Genomic DNA, 17647 nt, shown 5'->3' on the forward strand with positions numbered 1-17647 from the left:
GTGCGTTGTCGCAGGTCGCAACCTTGACAGTGTCGTCACGCGCCCCTACCGTCCCGGTCGTCCGAATCGGCCAGTCCGCCCCACTATCTGGAGCATCGTGTCGCGACTCGCGCATTCGCCCAAACTGCTCCGCGCGATGAACGAGAGCGCGGCGCTGGCGCACCTGCTCGAACGCGGCCAGCTCACCCGCGCCGACCTGCGCGCCCTGACCACGCTGTCGACGCCCACGATCTCCGAGGTGCTGCGCCGGCTGGTCGACTCCGGCCTGGTCACCATCGCCGGGCGGGTCAGCGGCCGGCCGGGTCCGCACGCCGAGATCTACGCGGTGAACGCCGACGCCGCCTACACGGCCGCCATCAGCGTGCGCGACGCCATGACGACCGGCGTGCCCACGCTGACCGCCGCGCTGTGCGACCTGACCGGCGTGGTCCGCGCCCGGGTCGAGTCGTCGATCGACTTCGAGGCCACCGACCCGGTCGACGCGGTGGTCGAGCTGGTCGAGCGCCTGCACACCGAGTCCGGCGTGCCGACCGGCTCGCTGCGCTACGTGCAGCTGGGGGTGGCCGGCTCGTACGACCCGTTCGAGGCCACCATCAAGCACTCCGACATCCCGAACTGGGAGCGGCCCGGCCTGGTCCCGGAGATCGGCCTGCGGCTGGGCACCCAGGTCGGCGTGGAGAACGACGTCAACCTGGCCGCCGTCGCCGAGCGCGAGCGCGGCGTGGCCCGCGAGGCGGACGGCTTCGCGCTGGTGTGGCTGGGCGAGGAGGGCCTCGGCGCGGCCATCGACATCAACGGCGTCATGCTGCGCGGCGCCCGCGGCGGCGCCGGCGAGATCGGCTACATGCCGATGTCCGCCGCCGGCTCCGCCGACGACGCGTGCGGCGAGCAGACGGTGTCGCTGCAGGAGCTGGTCGGCGGCCCGGCCGTGCTGGAGCTGGCGACCGCGCACGGCATCCCCGGCGACACCCCGGCCGAGGCGGTCGCCGCGGCGGCGGCCGACCCGGAGAACGCCGGCAAGTTCCTCGACGTGCTGGCCCGGCGGGTGTCGGTCGCCATCGCCGCGATCGTCGCCGTGCTCGACCCGGCGCTGGTCGTCCTCGCCGGCCAGGTCTCGCAGGCGGGCGGCGAGGTGCTGCGCGACGCGGTGAGCCGGGCGCTGACGCGCACGACCCCGCTGGAGACCAGCATCGAGGTCACCGCGATCCACGACGACGCGGTGCTGCTGGGGGCGCTGGACGCGGGCCTCGCCGAGGTGCGCCAGTCGCTGCTCGACGGCATCCGCGACAAGTCGGCGCCGTAACCGCAGCCGCCGCCGGCGCCGGTCAGCTCCGGCGGTTCAGCACCACGGCCAGCTCGGCCGCCGCGGCCAGGACCATCGCCGCCACCAGCGGCGCCGGGCCGCCCACCGCCGCGTACGCGACGATGCCGACGGGCGCCAGGAACGTGGCGTAGACCGCGAACGTCAGCCGGCGGCCCTCGACCGCGCGGGCCCGGGCGAACGCCCCGCCGCCGAGCCGCCGCCCGGCCCAGATGCCGAGCACGACCAGGCCGGACACCCCGACCACGCCCGCCCAGGCGCGGGACACGCCCTCGCCGACGACCGACATGAGCGCGGTGACCAGGCCGACCACGAGCGTGACGTTCGCCGCGTACAGCACCACCTGGCGCAGCCGGTCGACGATCGCCCGGTCCTCCACGACGGGCACCGGCGGCTGGAACCCGGGCTGGGCGGCCGGGACGGGCTCGTCCGGCGGGGTGGCGACCTGCCCGGGCATGGTCGCCGCGTCCGCCACCTCCTCGAGCGCGGCCGACCAGCGCCGGCGGTCGTAGCGGATCAGGCCGACGCCCTGCTGCGCCTCGGCGAGCGCCGGGTCGAGCTCCAGGGCCTCGCCGTAGGCGCGCTGCGCCAGGTCGAACAGGCGCAGCCGGGCCGCCACGACGCTCAGCACCAGGTGGGCGTCGGCCTCGGTGGGCTGGAGGCTGACGGCGCGCCACGCCGCGTCGAGGGCGGGCTGGCCGTTGCGGCTCTCGGAGAGCAGGGCGGCGCCGGCCCGCTGGGCGTACGCGTCGGCGGGCCAGCGCCCCAGCACGTCGGCGGCGACGGCGGCGGCCTCGGAGTAGCGGCGCAGGTCGGCGAGCGCGTCGCCGCGGATGATCAGCGCCTCGACCGCGTCGGCGTCGGCGGCGAGCGCCCGGTCGGCGGCCGTGAGGGCCTCGGCGGGCTGCCCGGCGGCGAGGTGCAGCCGGGCGAGCGTCGTCAGCAGGGCGGTGTCGGCGGGCGCGGCGGACAGCCCCTCGCGCACCTCGCCGGCGGCCTCGTCGTAGCGGCCGAGGTCGGCGAGGAGGAGGGCGCGCTGCCGGAACTGCTCGGCGGACGTCTCGGGGGCGGGCTCGGCGTCGCTGGACACGTCCAGAAGCTTAGGGCCCGCCCGCGAACGCTACTTCCCCAGGATCTTCCGCGGGGTCAGCCGGCAGACCAGCCGCACGGTGCCCGCGGGCTCCTCCGGGTACTTCTGGCCGCCGTACTTCATGCTCAGCTCGTCGATCAGCTCGCGGCCGCCCTCGGGCGTCATGGTGACCTCGCCGCTGACCGAGAAGTACGAGTACGGGTTCGCCGGGTCGTACGCGGCGACCGACGCGCGGGGGTCGCGCTCCAGGTTGCGCGCCTTCTGCCGGCCGCGGACGGTGGAGAACAGGACGTCGTCGCCGTCGCGCTTGGCCCACATGGTGGTGGAGTGCGGGGAGCCGTCCTTGGCGAGCGTGGTCAGCACCACGAAGGTCGGCGCGTCGAGCAGCGTCTGCACGTCGTCGGGGAGCGGGATCGTCATGCCACCGATCCTGCCGTCTCGTGGACCAGGGCGACGGCGATCGCCGCGAGACCTTCGCCACGCCCGGTCAGGCCGAGCCCGTCGGTGGTGGTGCCGGCGACGGTGACGGGCGCGCCGACGGCCGCGGACAGCACCGCCTGCGCCTCGTCGCGCCGCCGCCCGATCTTCGGCCGGACGCCGACGACCTGGATCGACACGTTGCCGATGGCGAACCCGGCCGCGCGCACCCGCCGGGCGGTCTCGCCGAGCAGCGCCGCCCCGGACGCGCCGGCCCACTCGGGGCGGTCGGTGCCGAAGTTGCTGCCGAGGTCGCCGAGCCCGGCCGCGGACAGCAGGGCGTCGCAGGCGGCGTGGGCGGCCACGTCGGCGTCGGAGTGCCCGGCCAGGCCGGTCTCGCCGGGCCAGTGCAGGCCGGCCACCCAGCAGTCGCGGCCGGTGGAGAAGGCGTGCACGTCCGTGCCGACGCCCACGCGCGGGATGATCACGGCGTCACGCTACGCCGCCGCCCTCCGCGGCCAGCAGCGCCTCGGCGATCAGCAGGTCCAGCGGACGGGTGATCTTGAGGGCCAGCTCGGAGCCGGGCACGCACAGCACGGCGCCGCCCGCCTTCTCGACCAGTCCGGCGTCGTCGGTGAGCGGGTCGGTGGCCGCCGCGTGGGCCGCCGCGAGCACGGTGCGGCGGAAGCCCTGCGGCGTCTGCACGGCCCGCAGCGCCGCCCGGTCGACGGTGCCCAGGACCGTGCCCGCCGCGTCGACCTCCTTGATCGTGTCGATCACGGGCAGCACCGGGATGACCGCGTCGGCGCCGCCGCGCACCGCCGCCGCGACCGCCTCGACGAGCGCCGGCGGGGTGAGCGCCCGCGCCGCGTCGTGGACGAGCACGATGGGGATGCCGGCCGGGACGGCCGCGAGCGCGGCGGCGACGGACTGCTGGCGTTCCGCGCCGCCGGCCACCACCGTCACCGGGGCGACCGGGGCGAGCAGCGCGCGCACGGCGTCGACCTCGGCGGGCGGCGCGGCGACGACCACGCACCGCACCGACGGCGCCAGGGCGACCCGGCGGACGGCGTGCACGAGCAGGGGCGCACCGGCGAGCGGGCGCAGCGCCTTGGGGGCGCCGGCGCCGAGGCGTACCCCGGCTCCGGCCGCCGGAACGAGGACCGCGACGTCACCGCGCGGGTTGAGCTGCGCGGTCACGTCGCGGTCCTGTTCGGGGTGGTGGTGCGGTTGGGGATGCGATCAGGCCTCGGTGAGCACCTTGTCGAGGAGGACTTCCGCCTCGTCCTTGGTGCTCTTCTCGGCGAGGGCCACCTCGCCGACGAGGATGTCGCGGGCCTTGGCGAGCATCCGCTTCTCACCCGCAGAGAGGCCACGCTCCCGCTCCCGGCGCCACAGGTCGCGGACGACCTCGGCCACCTTCAGCGGGTTACCCGAGGCCAGCTTCTCGAGATTCGCCTTGTAGCGCCGCGACCAGTTGGTCGGCTCCTCGGTGTGCGGAGCGCGGAGGACGTCGAAGACCTTGCCCAGGCCTTCCTCGCCGACCACCTCGCGCACGCCGACGATCTCGGCGTTCTCAGCGGGCACACGGACCGTCAGGTCACCCTGAGCGACCCGGAGGACGAGGTACTGCTTCTCCACGCCCTTGATCGTCCTAGTCTCGATTGCCTCGATGAGTGCGGCCCCGTGGTGGGGGTAAACAACGGTCTCGCCGACACTGAAAACCATAGGTTCGAAACCCCTTTCGCTGTGTCTAGGGTAACACGCTCCGGCACCGATGTCCCACCTCGCCCGTCACTGTTAGTGCAGCTCAGGGGCCCTGTGAGAGGGCTTTCTCCCGCTTGACAGCGGGCGCTGGAGATGCCTCAGCGACGGAGAGTGATGGATCGTTCACCACTCGAGCCAGCGAGTCGGAGATTTCGTGATGTGCGCTATTCGCGAGGTCAAGCGTATCGCCTCGCCCGGAAGCGCCCCCTACTGGCGGTCCGCCCGCACGTGGGGGAGGCTGTGCAGGTAAGGACCCCGGACGAAAAGTGCCGGAGGGGAGGCGCGCGCATGGGCAGCCCTGGCGGCAACGGCGGCAACCGGCCACCCGACGGCCCCGTGCCCGACGGCCCCACCCCCGACGACCTCCCCGAGCTGCCGCCCGAGTGGCGCGAGCTGGTCGTCCCCGACGACGCCTCCGCCCTGGCCGCCGAGGCCGCCGCCGTGCGCGCCGAGCTGCAGGCCCGCCGGCCGCCCGCCGGCCGCCGCCGCCCCGCCCTGCGCGCGCCGGTGCTCATCATGGCCATCGCCGTCGTCGTCACCCTGGCCAGCCTCGGCAGCCTGTTCGTCGCCGGCTGGCCCGGCATCAGCCGGCCCGCCACCGTGCAGCGGCCCACCGGCAGCCCCGCCGGCCGGCTGCCCGCCCTCGACCTGCTCACCGCCGACGGCCAGGTCGTCGCCCTGACCAAGCTGCTGCCCGCCGTCATCGTGCTCGTCGACGGCTGCCGGTGCGACGACCTCGTCCGCTCCGCCACCGCCGCCGTCAGGCCCGGCACCACCGTCGTCACCGTCACCGGCCGGGCGCCGTCCGCCGCCCCCTCGGCCCCCGCGGCGCCCGCCGCCCAGCAGCCGCCCGGGCCCACCACCGCCGCGGGCGCGCCCGCCACCCACACGCCCGTCGTCCCGCCCGCCGGGGCCGCGCCGGCCGCCCGGGCGCTCATCGACCCCGCCGGTGAGCTGCGCCAGTCGTTCCGGCTGCCCAGCCCGGACGGCACCGCGAGCGTGCTGCTCGTCGACCGGGACGGCGGCATCGTGCGGACCGTGCCGCGCACCGCGTCGATCGACGACTTCCGGCCCGACCTCGCCCGGCTCTGACCGCCTAGCGCTCCGGCCGGAACAGCTGCCAGCCGAACACCACCGTCCCGCGGGTCTCGGCGGTCAGGTTCAGCACCACGTCGCCCGACAGGCCCCGGCGCACCTGCACCGGCACCGGGGGGCGGCCGCACTCGATCATCCGCACCGCGTTGACCGACCGGCCGAGCTGGGCGCGCACCCGGCCCTCGCCCGCGCAGGCCAGCAGCACCTCGTACACCGCGAACGGCATCTCCTCCGCCCGCGCCTGCCGGGTCGCGCCCTCGGCCAGCTCGAACGTGTCACCCACCACCAGGTCGTCGGCCGGCGGCAGCACCGCGGCCACCGCCTGGCGCAGGCCCTCCAGCTCCAGCCGCGGCGACGGGCCCGGCGGGGCGTTCACCGTGTACCAGGCCGCGCCCGCCAGCAGCACGGCGGCCGCGCAGCCGTAGAGCGACACACTGCTGCGGTTCACCCCACGAGCGTGGCACGTCAGTAGATGATGCGGGCCAGCTGCCACCGGAACACCGACGTCCCGCGCGACGCCGACGCCTCCATCCGGAACGGCCCCGCCGCGCCCAGCACGGCCGCCTGCGGCACCGGCGTCTCCCCGCACGTCACCGTGTACGCGGCGCCGTTGTCCTGCGGGCCGGTCCGGACGCTGACCACGCCCTCGCCCGCGCACACCATGCGCAGCTGGAACTGGCCGATCGACACGTCCGCGTCCCAGGAGCGCTCCGCGCCGGAGCGCAGCACCGCCGTGCCGGAGGCGGCCACCCGCACGTCGTCGACGGACATCGCCCGCGCCGCCGCCGCACCCCACGCCGCCACCCGGGGGTCCGGGTCGCCGGCGGCCGGGGCCGCGGCCACCCACCACGCCGCGCCCGCGGCGGTCAGCAGCGCCGCGCCGCCGTACAGCGCCACGGTGTTCAGCCGGCCTCGTCCCACCCCAGCAGGGTCGCATAGAGGGTCAGCCCGGGGCCGAACGCCAGCATCACGATCGAGCGCGGCGGCTCCGGGCGCGACCGCAGCGCGTCCAGCACCAGCAGCACCGTCGGCGACGAGCAGTTGCCGTGCGCGGCCAGGGTGGCCTTCGAGGCGTCGAGGGCGTCCGGCGGCAGGGCCAGCTGCTCCTCGACGGTCGACAGGATGCGCGGGCCGCCCGGGTGCACGGCCCAGCCGTCCACGTCGGCGACCGTCAGGCCGTGCCGGCCGAGCAGGCCGTCGACCAGGCCGCGGACGTGCAGCGCCAGCACGTTCGGCACGCGCGGCGACAGGCCCATCCGGAAGCCCAGGTCGGTCATCTCCCACGTCATGTGGTCCGCCGTCGAGGTGTCCGTGACGGCGGCGACCTCGCGGACCGCGTACCCCCGGCCCCCCGGACGGACCACGACGGCGGCCGCGGCGTCGGAGAACAGGGCGTGCGCGACGATCTGCTGGGTGTCGGCGCGGGCGCCCGGCGGCTGGATGTGCAGGCTGGTCAGCTCGGCGCAGAGCAGCAGGGCGGGCCGGCCGCGGGCGGCGACGAAGTCGCTGACGGCGCCCAGCCCCGGCAGGGCGGCGTAGCAGCCCATGTGCCCGACGAACAGGCGCTGCACCGACGGGCTCATGCCCATGTCGCGCGCCAGCATGATGTCCAGGCCGGGGGTGGCGTAGCCGGTGCACGAGCAGACCGCGAACAGGCCGATCTCGTCGGCGGCCACGCCCGACTCCGTCAGCGCCCGGGCGACGGCCTCCTTGCCCAGCGGCATCGCCTCGACCTGGTAGCGACGCATCCGGCGCTCCGTCGACCAGCCCGACACGTCTTCCAGCAGCGGGCTGACCGCCGCGCTGCGGGTGCGCACCCCGGAGTGCGCGAAGATCCGCCGGGCGAGGCTCTGCGCCGCGCCCGTGTAGTGCTTCTCGAAGTAGTCCCGCCACAGCGTGTCCTGATCCGCCTGCGGCGGGAAGGACGTGCCCAGTCCCGCGACGACCGCGCCCACAGTGCCTCCCCAGGCCATCCGATTCACCAGCGCGGCGCCGACCCGTCGGAGTCCGGGTCGCCGCCGAGCGCCTCCACGCCCAGCCAGTCCGCGCAGACGTCCGACGTGGCCGGTTGCAGCGAACCGGCCCGCGCGTCGCGGTAGAGGCGCTCCAGCGGGTGCCCGCGCCGCATCGCCGACGTGCCGGCCGCCTCCAGCATCGACGCGGCCACCTCGGCCGCCGTCGTGCCGGCCAGCAGCTTCGCCCGCCACACCCACTGGTTGGTCTCCGGGTCGCCCGGCGCCTCGTCGACGCGGCGGGCGGCCTCGAACACCGCCAGCCGGGCCGCGGCCACCGCCGCGTCCGCGCGGCCGATCCGGGCCCGGACCGCCGGCAGCCCGGTCAGCCGCCGCTCGCGGACGTGCGCCACCGCCGCGTCCACGGCCGACTGGGCCACCCCGACGTAGACGGCCGCGTAGCTGGCCACCATCCAGTGCGGCATGAGCTGCGCGACGACCAGCGCCAGGCCCTCCACGCCGCCGAGCAGCGCGCCCTGCGGCACGGTGGCGTCGACGTGCAGGTCGTGCGAGCCGGTCGCGCGCATGCCGAGGGCGTCCCAGGTCGGCTCGACGGTCAGGCCGTCGCCCGCCGGCACCAGGAACTGCGACACCACGGCCTGGTCGGTCACGCTGCGGGCGGCCACCAGGTACGCGTCGGCGTGCCCCGCGCCCGAGCAGAACGTCTTCGAGCCCTTCAGGTGGTAGCCGCCGTCCACCGGCTCGTACACGGTGGACAGCTGCGACAGCCGGGAGCCGGCGCCGCGCTCGCTCATGGCGACCGCGTACCAGCTGCCGGCGGCGGCCGCGCGCAGGTACCCGTCGCGGGCGGCGATCGCCTCGTCCGGCAGGCCCAGCGCCTCGGCCAGCTCGGGGGTGACCGCGCCGAGCGCGCCCGTGACCGAGGCGTGCATGTTGAACACCAGGGCGGTGGCGCCGTTGCCGCGGGCCAGCTCGTAGGCGGTCTCCGCGTACGTCCGGAAGCCCGCGCCCGCGCCGCCCAGCGCGGCGGGCACCATCAGCCCGAACAGCCCGGCCGCGCGCAGGTCGGCGAAGTCGTCGACCGGGAAGCCACCGTCGCGGTCGGACGCGCCCGCGCGCGCCGCGAACCGGGGCGCCAGCCGGCGCGCCTCCGTCACCGGGTCACCGACCATCTGCTGCCTCCTCCTTGCGGCCGGCGCCCTGGTAGAGCACCGCCGTCGACCGGGACGGGACGATCCGGCCGCCGGTGCGGCCGGTGAGCCAGCGGACCATGCCGGAGGCGCTGGGTCGCAGGCCGCGGACCCGCAGGCGCACGCCGTGCCGCGCGCACTCGGCGGTGAGCCGGGCGGGGTCGACGAACAGCGCCGCGTCGTGGATCCCCCGTGGCACCCCCGGCAAACGCTCCCCGACGGTGACGATCACGAATCGACTCAGCGCGGTGGCGTTGACGGTGTCGAGCACCAGCAGGCCGCCGGGACGCAGCACCCGGCACAGCTCGGCGACGGCGCCCGGCAGGTCGGTGACGTGCTCGAGGATCTCGCCGGCGACGACGACGTCGGCGCACGCGGTGCGCAGCGGCAGCCGGACCGCGTCACCCTGCACGGGCAGCGCCGCGCGGGCCGCCGCCTGCTCCAGGCCCGCCCGGCGCAGGTCGACCCCGACGTGCCGGTAGCCCTTGCCGACCAGGTGCGGGGCGAGCAGGCCGCCGCCGCAGCCGACGTCCACGAGCAACGCGCCGCGCCGGGTCGCGGCCGGCACCAGCCGGGCCCGCGCGGCGGCGAGCCAGTGCAACACCTCGAACGCCCCGCCGGGGCGCCACCACTCGCCCGCCAGGTCGTCGTACTGGCGCGGGTCGTTCGGCGCGAGCGTGACCATGCGACGAGCCTGGCATGCATCGACGCTTCCCACCACACTGCACGTCATGCTGCGATCACTGGTCGGTCTGCTCCGGTCCTGCCATCCCGAGCCGGGCGGGGCCGTCACCCTGGCGTTGACGCTGCTCGCGGCCGGTGTGGGGCACCGCGGGTGGCGGCTGGCCGGGGTGGCCGCCGCCGTCGCTTCGACGCAGTTCGCCGTCGGCTGGGTCAACGACTGGCTCGACGCCGGCCGCGACCGGGTGGCCGGGCGCGCCGACAAGCCCGTCGCGACCGGGCAGGTCAGCCGCCGCGCGGTCGGCATCGCCGGGCTGGTGTCCTCGGTGTCCATCCCGTTCTTCGGGCTGCCGTTCGGCTGGGCCGCCACGGTCACCATCACGCTCATCGGCGTCTTCGCGCTGCTCTACGACTGGCCGCTGAAGTCGACCCCGCTGTCGGTGCTGCCGTACCTGGTGGCGTTCGGGCTGCTGCCCGCGTTCGTGGTGCTGGCCCTGCCCGGCGACGAGCTGCCGCCCGCCTGGCTGGTCGCGGCGGGCGCGCTGCTCGGCGGCGGCGCCCACTTCGCCAACGTGCTGCCCGACCTGGCCGACGACGCCGCCACCGGCGTGCGCGGCCTGCCGCACCGCATCGGCGCGCGCGGCTCCCAGGTGGCCGCCGCGGTGCTGCTGCTCGGCGCCACCCTGGCCCTGGTCCTCGGGCCGCCCGGGCCGCCGTCGTGGACGGGCGTCGCCGCGGCCGCGGCCGCCGCGGTGGTCCTGCCGCTGGGCGGGTACGCGGGCCACCGGGCGCAGCGGCGCGGGCAGCGGCCGGTCGCGATGTTCCGGGCGGTCATGGTCGTGGCGCTCATCGACGTGGTCCTGCTGGTGCTGAGCGGCCCGGAGGCCTTTTGACGCGGGTCGCCGCACGGTCCGGATCGTGGCCATCTAGGCTGACGGGTGGCCTGTGTTTGGCCGTTTCGCGTTCCGGTGATCGAGGAGGACCGACGTGACGCGCACGATGGGGACCCGCCGAGCCGCACTGCTGGCCGGGGCCGCCGCGGCGGCCGTCGCGGCCCTGTCGGCCTGCGGCGCCGGCCAGATCGCCGAGACCGCCCTGAAGGACGCGTCGGTCTACTCGGCGTCGGCCGAGAGCGCCGACGGCAGCCTGCTGATCCGCGGCCTGTCGGTGGCGTACGGCTCGCCGCAGGGCTACCCGGCGGGCGCCAACGTGCCGCTCGAGGTGCACCTGTTCAACCAGACCACCCGGCCCATCACGGTGACGGTCAGCAGCGCGCCCAGCGCCACGCAGGCCGCGGGCGTGCTGTCGGCCCGCAGCGTCAACCTGGTCGGCCCGGCGCCCACCTCCACGGCCACCGCGCCGTCGGGCGACCTGGAGCCGTCGGGCAGCCGGCCGCCGGCCGTCCCGCTGCCGGAGGACTCGGCCGCGCCCACGTCCATCCCGTCGGCCGTCGCGTCCGAGGGCGCCGGCGCGCCGGGCGCCGGTCAGCAGACCTCGTCGGCGCAGGGCGTGCCCGCCCGGTTCACCATCGAGCCGCTCGGCACGGTCGACTTCCGCCCCGGTGACTCGCCGTCGCTGCAGCTCGTCGGCCTGTCCGGGCCGCTGCGCCCGGGCAACTCGGTCAACCTGGTGTTCGAGTTCGGCACCGGCCAGCCGCTCGTCGTGGCCGCCCCGGTGGCGTCGCCGCTGTCGCCGGCCCCGCGCGGCAGCGTCAAGCTGAACGAGGGCATCGGCACGGGCGAGGACCACGGCTGACGTGTCGCCCGGCGGTGTCGTACCCCCGGGTTAGCGTTTGCGGGTGACCGCCAAGACGACCCCACGGGCCCGGCCCGCGAGCAAGGACCGCCCGGCGTACGAGTGCGACGCCTGCGGTCACCAGCCGCCGAAGTGGCTCGGCCGCTGCCCCGAGTGCGGCGAGTGGGGCTCCGTCGTGGAGTGCACCGTCGGCGGCCCGCTCGTCGCGGGCAAGGTGGTCAGCTCGCGCCTCCCGGGCGAGCCGGCCCGCCCCATCGCCACCATCAGCGCCACGGCGGCCAAGGCCCGCCCCACGGGCGTCGGCGAGCTCGACCGGGTGCTCGGCGGCGGCCTCGTGCCCGGTGCGGTGGTACTGCTCGCGGGCGAGCCCGGCGTCGGCAAGTCCACCCTGCTGCTCGACGTGGCCCAGCAGTGGGCGGCCAGCTCCGGCACGCCGTCGCTGGTGGTCAGCGGCGAGGAGTCGGTGAGCCAGGTGCGGCTGCGCGCCGAGCGCCTCGGCGCCCTGCACGAGCAGCTCTACCTGGCGGCCGAGAGCGACCTGGGCGCCGTCCTCGGCCACCTCGACGCGGTGCGGCCCGGCCTGCTGGTGCTCGACTCGGTGCAGACCATCTCCACGTCCGGCAGCGAGGGCGTGCAGGGCGGCGTCACCCAGGTCCGGGCGGTCACCGCCGCGCTGGTCAGCGTCGCCAAGGAGCGCGGCCTCGCCGTCGTGCTGGTCGGCCACGTCACGAAGGACGGCCAGGTGGCCGGCCCCCGGGTGCTGGAGCACCTGGTCGACGTGGTGCTGCACTTCGAGGGCGACAAGCACTCGTCGCTGCGCCTGGTGCGCGGCGTGAAGAACCGGTTCGGCGCCGCCGACGAGGTCGGCTGCTTCGAGATGAGCGAGTCCGGCATCACCGGGCTGCCCGACCCGTCCGGGCTGTTCCTCACCCGCTACGCCGAGCCCGTGCCCGGCACCTGCGCCACCGTGGCGATGGAGGGCCGCCGGGCGCTCGTCACCGAGGTGCAGGCGCTGATCGGCGCCACGGTGGCCGGCTCCCCACGGCGTACCGTCTCCGGCCTTGACAGCGCCCGGCTGGCCATGGTGCTGGCGGTGCTCCAGCGCCGCACCGAGCGCCTCACGCTGCACGACAAGGAGGTCTTCGCGGCCACCGTCGGCGGCATCCGGGTCGTCGAGCCGGCCGCCGACCTGGCGCTGGCGCTGGCCGTCGCGTCCGGCGGGCTCAACCTCGCCATGGCGCCCACCCTCGTGGCCATCGGCGAGGTCGGGCTCACGGGCGAGGTACGCCGGGTCGGTGCCGTCCCGCGCCGGTTGGCCGAGGCGGCCCGGCTGGGCTTCCGGTCCGCGCTCGTCCCGCCCGGCTGCGGGCCCGACTCCACCGGCGTCAGACCGGAGAACATGCAGGTCGTGGAGGTCGGCGACGTGCGCGGCGCGCTGCAGGCGGCGGCCCGCGCGTCGGCCGGCTGAGGTCACCGACGGTGAACGGTTCTCACGCTGCGCAGTTGTGGCCGAACCGGGACGGTCGTACTGCTGCGGCGGTTCGTAGACTGTACGAGTGCCCCTCGACCGTGACGCCTCCCGGCCCGCCGCCGGCAGCCCCGCGCTGCGGCCTGCGGCGAACGGCTCGACCCCGCCGCGCCCCGTGACGCCGCCCGCCGCGCCGGCCGCGGTCACCCCCGGCACCACCGCCGACCCGCTGCGCGCCAACCTCGCGCTGATGGCCCCCGGCACCGCCCTGCGCGACGGGCTCGAACGCATCCTGCGCGGCCGCACCGGCGCCCTCATCGTGCTGGGCTACGACGCCACCGTCGAGGCGATCTGCACCGGCGGCTTCCGGCTCGACGTCGAGTTCTCCTCCACCCGGCTGCGCGAGCTGTGCAAGATGGACGGCGCCGTGGTGCTGTCCAGCGACGGCACCCGCATCGTGCGCGCCGCCGTGCACCTCATGCCCGACCCGGGCATCCCGTCGGAGGAGTCGGGCACCCGGCACCGCACCGCCGAGCGCGTCGCGAAGCAGTCCGGCTACCCGGTCATCTCGGTCAGCCAGTCGATGCACATCATCGGCCTCTACGTGAACGGCCAGCGGCACGTCCTCGACGACTCCGCGGCGATCCTGTCCCGCGCCAACCAGGCCCTCGCCACGCTCGAGCGCTACAAGCTGCGCCTCGACGAGGTGTCCGGCACGCTCAGTGCGCTGGAGATCGAGGACCTGGTGACGGTGCGCGACGCCGTCGCGGTCGTGCAGCGCCTCGAGATGGTGCGCCGCATCGCCGACGAGATCGCCGGCTACGTGGTCGAGCTGGGCACCGACGGCCGCCTGCTCGCCCTCCAGCTCGACGAGCTGATGGCCGGCGTCGACGCCGACCGCACCCTGGTCATCCGCGACTACCTGCCGAGCGGCCGCAAGGCCCGCACCCTCGACGAGGCGCTGGTCGAGCTCGACCTGCTCTCGGCCACCGAGCTGATCGACCTGGTGGCGGTGGCGAAGGCGATCGGCTACCCGGGCGCGTCCGACGCGCTCGACGCGGCCGTCAGCCCGCGCGGCTTCCGCCTGCTCGCCAAGGTGCCCCGCCTGCCCGGCTCGGTCGTCGACCGGCTGGTCGACCACTTCGGCAGCCTCCAGCGCCTGCTCGGCGCCACCGTCGAGGACCTCCAGGCCGTCGACGGGGTGGGCGACGCCCGCGCCCGCGGCGTCCGCGAGGGCCTCTCCCGCCTGGCGGAGGCGTCCATCCTGGAGCGGTACGTGTAGCCATGCTGCTGTGGCACGCCACCATGTCGCTGGACGGCTTCATCGCCGGCCCCGGCCACCGCATGGAGGGCGTGTTCCGGCACGCCGGCCCCAATCCGGAGGCCGACGCGGTCCTGCGCACCACCGGCGCGATCCTGGCGGGCCGCAACGCGTTCGAGGCGGCCGTGGCCGGCGGCGCCGCCCTGTTCGGCGAGCCGGGGCGGGTGCCGGTGTTCGTGCTGACGAACCGCCCGCTCGACGACGCCCCGCCGGGCGTGACCACCCTGCACGGCGACATCCACGAGGCCGTCGCCGCGGCGCAGGAGGCGGCGGGCGGCCGGGACGTGCTGGTGTTCGGCGCCGAGGCGGCCCGCGAGTGCCTCGACGCCGGCCTGCTGGACGAGGTGCTGGTGCACGTGGCGCCGGTGCTGCTGGGCGACGGGGTGCGCCTGGTGGGGCGCCCGGGCGTCGGTCAGGTCGAGCTGGAGCCGCTGTCGGTGACCCGCGCGGGGGCGGTGACGAACCTGCGGTTCCGGGTGATCGGCCCGCTGCCCTAGGCGGCGACGGTGATCGGCGCGGGGTTGCTGACCTTCGCGCCCAGGCGGCCCATGACCTCGTACTGGCCGGCGAGCGGGAAGTTGCCCGCCGCCATGCCGCCGGTGCACCGGCTGGAGTCGCGGCCGTTCCACGTCACGTAGTAGGTGCGCACGCCGCCCGGGATGAACGTCTCCACCTTGGAGCCCGGCCCGGCGGCCACGGCGCACACGTCGGACGACCAGATCTTCGCGGCGCCCTGCTTGATGTAGATCTCCTGCACGTCGGCGCCGACGTCGCGGGCGCAGGTGCGGGCCGAGACGTTCTTGATGACGAGCTGCAGGTTGAGCGGCTGGCCGCGCTTGGTGGTGGCGCGGGCCGGGATCGGCGTCAGCGCCATCTCCGCGTCGGTGCACGGGCCGGTGCCGTTCGGCGGGACGCCCGGGTCGGCGGCGGGCAGGCCGGGCGCGGCCGAGACCGGGCCGGCGGGGACGTCCGTGGGCGCCGGGGCGGCGGGGCCGCCACCGACCGGCGCACTGTCCGCGAAGGACGGCTCGTCGACCTGGGGCGTGAGGACGCCGGTGCTGGACCCGCCGCTGTTGCCGCTGGCGCCGGGCATCGGGGTGGTGGCACCGGTGCCGCCGGGCGGCTGCGCCTTGTCGTCGTCACCGCCCGTGCAGGACAGTGCGACGAACAGTACGAGGATCAGGACGCCTGCCAGCACGACGAGGCGTCGCCGCCAGTAAACGGCTGGGGGCAGGGGTCCGACCGTCGCACGCATGATGTGCACACGTTAGCGCCGCGGGTCCCGCGCCCGGCGGCGACGCGCCGGGGATGCGACTGCTCCTCGCAACCGCACAGTGTCACAGGTACACCTTGCGCTGATAGATGGCGTGGGGGCCGACCACCCGATCGAGGAACAGCAGACCGGCACAGTGGTCGATCTCGTGCTGCAGGGCGCGCGCCTCGAACGCGTCGGTGACGAGCCGCACCGGCTCGCCGGTACCGGGCAGGGCGGCCTCGACGACGACGCGGCCGGCGCGCTTGACGTCGCCGGTCAGATCGGGCACCGACATGCAGCCCTCGCGGCCGGGCCGCCACCGGCTCGCCTCGACGATCTTGGCGTTGCACAGGGCGAACACCCCGTGCACCGTGCCGGCCTTCGGGTGGCCGGTGACGTCGACGCAGAACACCTGGGCGCTGACGCCGACCTGCGGGGCGGCCAGCCCGACGCACCCCGGCGAGACGCGCATGGTGGCGATCAGGTCGGCGGCCAGGCGCACCACGTCCGGGTCGGCCGGGTCGACCTCGGCGCCGACGCGGCTGAGCACCGGCTCGGGGGCGCTGACCACCGGCAGCACCCGTCCGGTACCGAGCGTGTCCGGCGTCCAGTCACCGAGCGTCACAGCAGGTCGCTTTCCGCCCGGCGGAGGGTGATCTCGACGTCCAGTTCCTTCGCGGCGGCGGCGAGGCGCTCGGACAGGCCGGCGGCCGCGCCGGCGGGCAGGGACACCTCGGCGACGAGCACGTACAGCAGCCCGGCGAGCCGGGTGGTCAGGTCGGTGATGTTGCCGCCGGCCGCGGCGACCTCGCGGGTCACGGCGGCGACGATGCCGAGCCGGTCGGCGCCGTGCACGCTCACCAGGTGCGGCTCGCCGGCGTCCGCCTCGTCCTCCTCGGGCGTGACGGCCCGCACGGTGGCGAGCAGGCGGCCGTCCGCGGTGAGCGGTTCGAGGGCCTGCGACACGGCGTCGGCCTCGGGACCGTTGCACACCAGCGTCCACGCGAAGTGGCCGCGCAGCCGGGTCATGGTGGAGTCGGTCAGGTTCGCGCCGAGCCCGCCGAGGACCTCGGCGACGTCCGCGACGATGCCGGGCCGGTCGTGCCCGATGACGGTGATGGCGAGCTCGTTCACCCCGGCAGTCTCCCCCATCCGGTTGGCGGCGCGGGCACCGGGCCGTGTGAGGATGGTCCGGCGATGACCGATACGACCGTGGCCGACGCCTGCATCGAGTGGTACGACCGCAACGCCCGTGACCTGCCCTGGCGCGTCCCCGGCACGTCCGCGTGGGCGGTGCTGGTGAGCGAGGTGATGCTCCAGCAGACCCCGGTCGTGCGTGTGGAGCCGGCCTGGCGCAGCTGGCTGACCCGCTGGCCGACGCCCGCCGCGCTGGCCGCCGACACCCCTGCCGAGGCGATCCGCATGTGGGGCCGGCTCGGCTACCCGCGCCGCGCGATGCGCCTGCACGCGTGCGCGGTGGCGCTGGTGGAGCGGCACGGCGGCGAGGTGCCGGACGACCTGGACGCGCTGCTGGCCCTGCCCGGCATCGGCACGTACACGGCCCGCGCCGTCGCCACGTTCGCGTACGGCCGGCGCCACCCGGTGGTCGACACCAACGTGCGCCGCGTCGTGGCCCGCGCCGTCAACGGCCTGCCCGACGCCGGCCCCACCACCACCGCCGCGGACCTCGTCGAGACCGCCGCCCTGCTCCCGGCCGACGACGCGCGCGCCGCCCGCGCCAGCATCGCGTTCATGGAGCTGGGCGCGCTGCTCTGCGTGGCCCGCTCGCCGCGCTGCGCGGACTGCCCGCTGGTGGCCCGCTGCGCGTGGCGCGCCGCCGGCGCCGTCCCGGCCCAGGGCCCCAGCCGCCGCCCGCAGGGGTACGCCGGCACCGACCGTCAGGTGCGCGGACTCATGATGGCCGTGCTGCGCGAGGCCCACGGCCCGGTCCCCCGCCCCCGCCTGGACGCGGTGTGGCCGGACGAGGTGCAGCGCGCCCGCGCCCTGGCCGCCCTGGTCACCGACGGCCTGGTGGAACCGGTGACGGACGACGCGACCCACTTCGTCCTGGCCGGCGACCGCCCACCCCCGGCCACACCGGTCTAGCCACCGGCCGCAGCGGGCGCACGGGTTCCGGGGTGGGTGGCCCACGGAGGGATCAAGCCTGACCGCCCGGAGTGGGCCACCCACCCCGGAACCCCCACCGCAACCACCCGCTCTCCCGACTTCGTGCCAGCCCCGCGCGCATAGACGGCGTTGTGACCTTCGGCCGGGAAGCCTCGTCGCGACCGAAGATCGCCGGCAGGGGAGGCCA

At 76.1% G+C, this 17647-nt stretch carries 21 protein-coding genes; 8 read left to right on the forward strand and 13 right to left on the reverse strand.

Translation table 11 applies throughout. The annotated features are described in order from the left end of the window. Window positions 1-136: 136 nt before the first annotated feature. Window positions 137-1303 (forward strand): ROK family transcriptional regulator, encoded by a 1167-nt coding sequence (locus Sya03_RS07730; RefSeq protein ID WP_239107190.1) that lies wholly within the window; start codon window positions 137-139, stop codon window positions 1301-1303. Window positions 1304-1325: 22 nt separating this feature from the next. On the opposite strand, the gene Sya03_RS07735 is transcribed toward Sya03_RS07730, so the two are convergent. The 5 genes from Sya03_RS07735 to Sya03_RS07755 are packed head-to-tail and all read right to left on the reverse strand — an operon-like array spanning window position 1326 to window position 4556. Continuing rightward, window positions 1326-2411 carry a tetratricopeptide repeat protein gene (locus Sya03_RS07735; RefSeq protein ID WP_203937497.1) on the reverse strand — a complete coding sequence of 362 codons (1086 nt, stop codon included), beginning with the start codon at window positions 2409-2411 and terminating at the stop codon, window positions 1326-1328. 30 nt (window positions 2412-2441) lie between these two features. Continuing rightward, a complete protein-coding gene (locus tag Sya03_RS07740; RefSeq protein ID WP_203937498.1) occupies window positions 2442-2831 on the reverse strand; it encodes a PPOX class F420-dependent oxidoreductase in 390 nt (129 codons plus the stop codon). Beyond that, window positions 2828-3316: a 2-C-methyl-D-erythritol 2,4-cyclodiphosphate synthase gene (ispF, locus tag Sya03_RS07745; RefSeq protein ID WP_203937499.1), complete on the reverse strand. Its 489-nt coding sequence runs from the start codon at window positions 3314-3316 to the stop codon at window positions 2828-2830. The genes Sya03_RS07740 and ispF overlap by 4 nt, the downstream gene beginning before the upstream one ends. Before the next feature lie 4 nt (window positions 3317-3320). After that, window positions 3321-4028: a 2-C-methyl-D-erythritol 4-phosphate cytidylyltransferase gene (ispD, locus tag Sya03_RS07750; RefSeq protein ID WP_203937500.1), complete on the reverse strand. Its 708-nt coding sequence runs from the start codon at window positions 4026-4028 to the stop codon at window positions 3321-3323. A gap of 42 nt (window positions 4029-4070) precedes the next feature. Further along, window positions 4071-4556 (reverse strand): CarD family transcriptional regulator, encoded by a 486-nt coding sequence (locus Sya03_RS07755; protein ID WP_041832964.1) that lies wholly within the window; start codon window positions 4554-4556, stop codon window positions 4071-4073. A gap of 327 nt (window positions 4557-4883) precedes the next feature. On the opposite strand from Sya03_RS07755, the gene Sya03_RS07760 reads away from it, so the two are divergent. After that, window positions 4884-5687: a hypothetical protein gene (locus Sya03_RS07760; RefSeq protein ID WP_203937501.1), complete on the forward strand. Its 804-nt coding sequence runs from the start codon at window positions 4884-4886 to the stop codon at window positions 5685-5687. Between the two features lie 4 nt (window positions 5688-5691). On the opposite strand, the gene Sya03_RS07765 is transcribed toward Sya03_RS07760, so the two are convergent. The 5 genes from Sya03_RS07765 to Sya03_RS07785 are packed head-to-tail and all read right to left on the reverse strand — an operon-like array spanning window position 5692 to window position 9538. After that, window positions 5692-6138, reverse strand: coding sequence for a DUF6023 family protein (locus tag Sya03_RS07765; protein WP_203937502.1), 447 nt, complete (start codon window positions 6136-6138; stop codon window positions 5692-5694). A gap of 17 nt (window positions 6139-6155) precedes the next feature. Continuing rightward, entirely contained in the window at window positions 6156-6611 is a 456-nt protein-coding gene (locus tag Sya03_RS07770; RefSeq protein WP_203937503.1) for a DUF6023 family protein, read from the reverse strand. Continuing rightward, on the reverse strand, window positions 6593-7663 hold the full coding sequence (locus Sya03_RS07775; protein WP_203937504.1) for a type III polyketide synthase: 1071 nt from the start codon (window positions 7661-7663) through the stop codon (window positions 6593-6595). The genes Sya03_RS07770 and Sya03_RS07775 overlap by 19 nt, the downstream gene beginning before the upstream one ends. Before the next feature lie 5 nt (window positions 7664-7668). Continuing rightward, the gene (locus tag Sya03_RS07780) at window positions 7669-8835 is read right to left on the reverse strand and encodes an acyl-CoA dehydrogenase family protein (RefSeq protein WP_203937505.1); all 1167 of its coding nucleotides are present in this window, start codon (window positions 8833-8835) and stop codon (window positions 7669-7671) included. Continuing rightward, window positions 8825-9538, reverse strand: coding sequence for a methyltransferase domain-containing protein (locus Sya03_RS07785; protein ID WP_203937506.1), 714 nt, complete (start codon window positions 9536-9538; stop codon window positions 8825-8827). Before Sya03_RS07785 ends, Sya03_RS07780 begins: the two co-directional genes overlap by 11 nt. Before the next feature lie 46 nt (window positions 9539-9584). On the opposite strand from Sya03_RS07785, the gene Sya03_RS07790 reads away from it, so the two are divergent. The 5 genes from Sya03_RS07790 to Sya03_RS07810 all read left to right on the forward strand — a co-directional run bounded on the left by Sya03_RS07790 (window position 9585) and on the right by Sya03_RS07810 (window position 14575). Beyond that, on the forward strand, window positions 9585-10427 hold the full coding sequence (locus Sya03_RS07790; RefSeq protein WP_203937507.1) for a UbiA family prenyltransferase: 843 nt from the start codon (window positions 9585-9587) through the stop codon (window positions 10425-10427). Window positions 10428-10521: 94 nt separating this feature from the next. After that, on the forward strand, window positions 10522-11289 hold the full coding sequence (locus Sya03_RS07795) for a copper chaperone PCu(A)C domain-containing protein (RefSeq protein ID WP_203937508.1): 768 nt from the start codon (window positions 10522-10524) through the stop codon (window positions 11287-11289). 37 nt (window positions 11290-11326) lie between these two features. Continuing rightward, on the forward strand, window positions 11327-12757 hold the full coding sequence (radA, locus tag Sya03_RS07800) for a DNA repair protein RadA (protein ID WP_203937509.1): 1431 nt from the start codon (window positions 11327-11329) through the stop codon (window positions 12755-12757). 88 nt (window positions 12758-12845) lie between these two features. Beyond that, window positions 12846-14039, forward strand: a complete 1194-nt coding sequence (disA, locus tag Sya03_RS07805; RefSeq protein WP_203937510.1) for a DNA integrity scanning diadenylate cyclase DisA — start codon at window positions 12846-12848, stop codon at window positions 14037-14039. Window positions 14040-14041: 2 nt separating this feature from the next. Then, window positions 14042-14575: a dihydrofolate reductase family protein gene (locus Sya03_RS07810; RefSeq protein ID WP_203937511.1), complete on the forward strand. Its 534-nt coding sequence runs from the start codon at window positions 14042-14044 to the stop codon at window positions 14573-14575. Here Sya03_RS07810 and Sya03_RS07815 read toward each other — a convergent pair. The 3 genes from Sya03_RS07815 to Sya03_RS07825 all read right to left on the reverse strand — a co-directional run bounded on the left by Sya03_RS07815 (window position 14572) and on the right by Sya03_RS07825 (window position 16467). Then, on the reverse strand, window positions 14572-15333 hold the full coding sequence (locus tag Sya03_RS07815) for an adhesin (protein WP_203937512.1): 762 nt from the start codon (window positions 15331-15333) through the stop codon (window positions 14572-14574). The two genes, Sya03_RS07810 and Sya03_RS07815, sit on opposite strands and share 4 nt — an antisense overlap. 82 nt (window positions 15334-15415) lie before the next feature. Then, window positions 15416-15958: a peptide deformylase gene (locus Sya03_RS07820; protein WP_203937513.1), complete on the reverse strand. Its 543-nt coding sequence runs from the start codon at window positions 15956-15958 to the stop codon at window positions 15416-15418. Continuing rightward, the gene (locus tag Sya03_RS07825; protein ID WP_203937514.1) at window positions 15955-16467 is read right to left on the reverse strand and encodes a glycine cleavage system transcriptional repressor; all 513 of its coding nucleotides are present in this window, start codon (window positions 16465-16467) and stop codon (window positions 15955-15957) included. The genes Sya03_RS07820 and Sya03_RS07825 overlap by 4 nt, the downstream gene beginning before the upstream one ends. Window positions 16468-16530: 63 nt before the next feature. Here Sya03_RS07825 and Sya03_RS07830 point away from each other — a divergent pair, with 63 nt between their 5' ends. Further along, window positions 16531-17439 carry an HhH-GPD family protein gene (locus Sya03_RS07830; RefSeq protein WP_203937515.1) on the forward strand — a complete coding sequence of 303 codons (909 nt, stop codon included), beginning with the start codon at window positions 16531-16533 and terminating at the stop codon, window positions 17437-17439. Window positions 17440-17647 lie beyond the last annotated feature (208 nt).

The sequence above is a fragment of the Spirilliplanes yamanashiensis genome (genome assembly GCF_016863475.1).
In the GTDB taxonomy this organism is placed as follows: domain Bacteria; phylum Actinomycetota; class Actinomycetes; order Mycobacteriales; family Micromonosporaceae; genus Spirilliplanes; species Spirilliplanes yamanashiensis.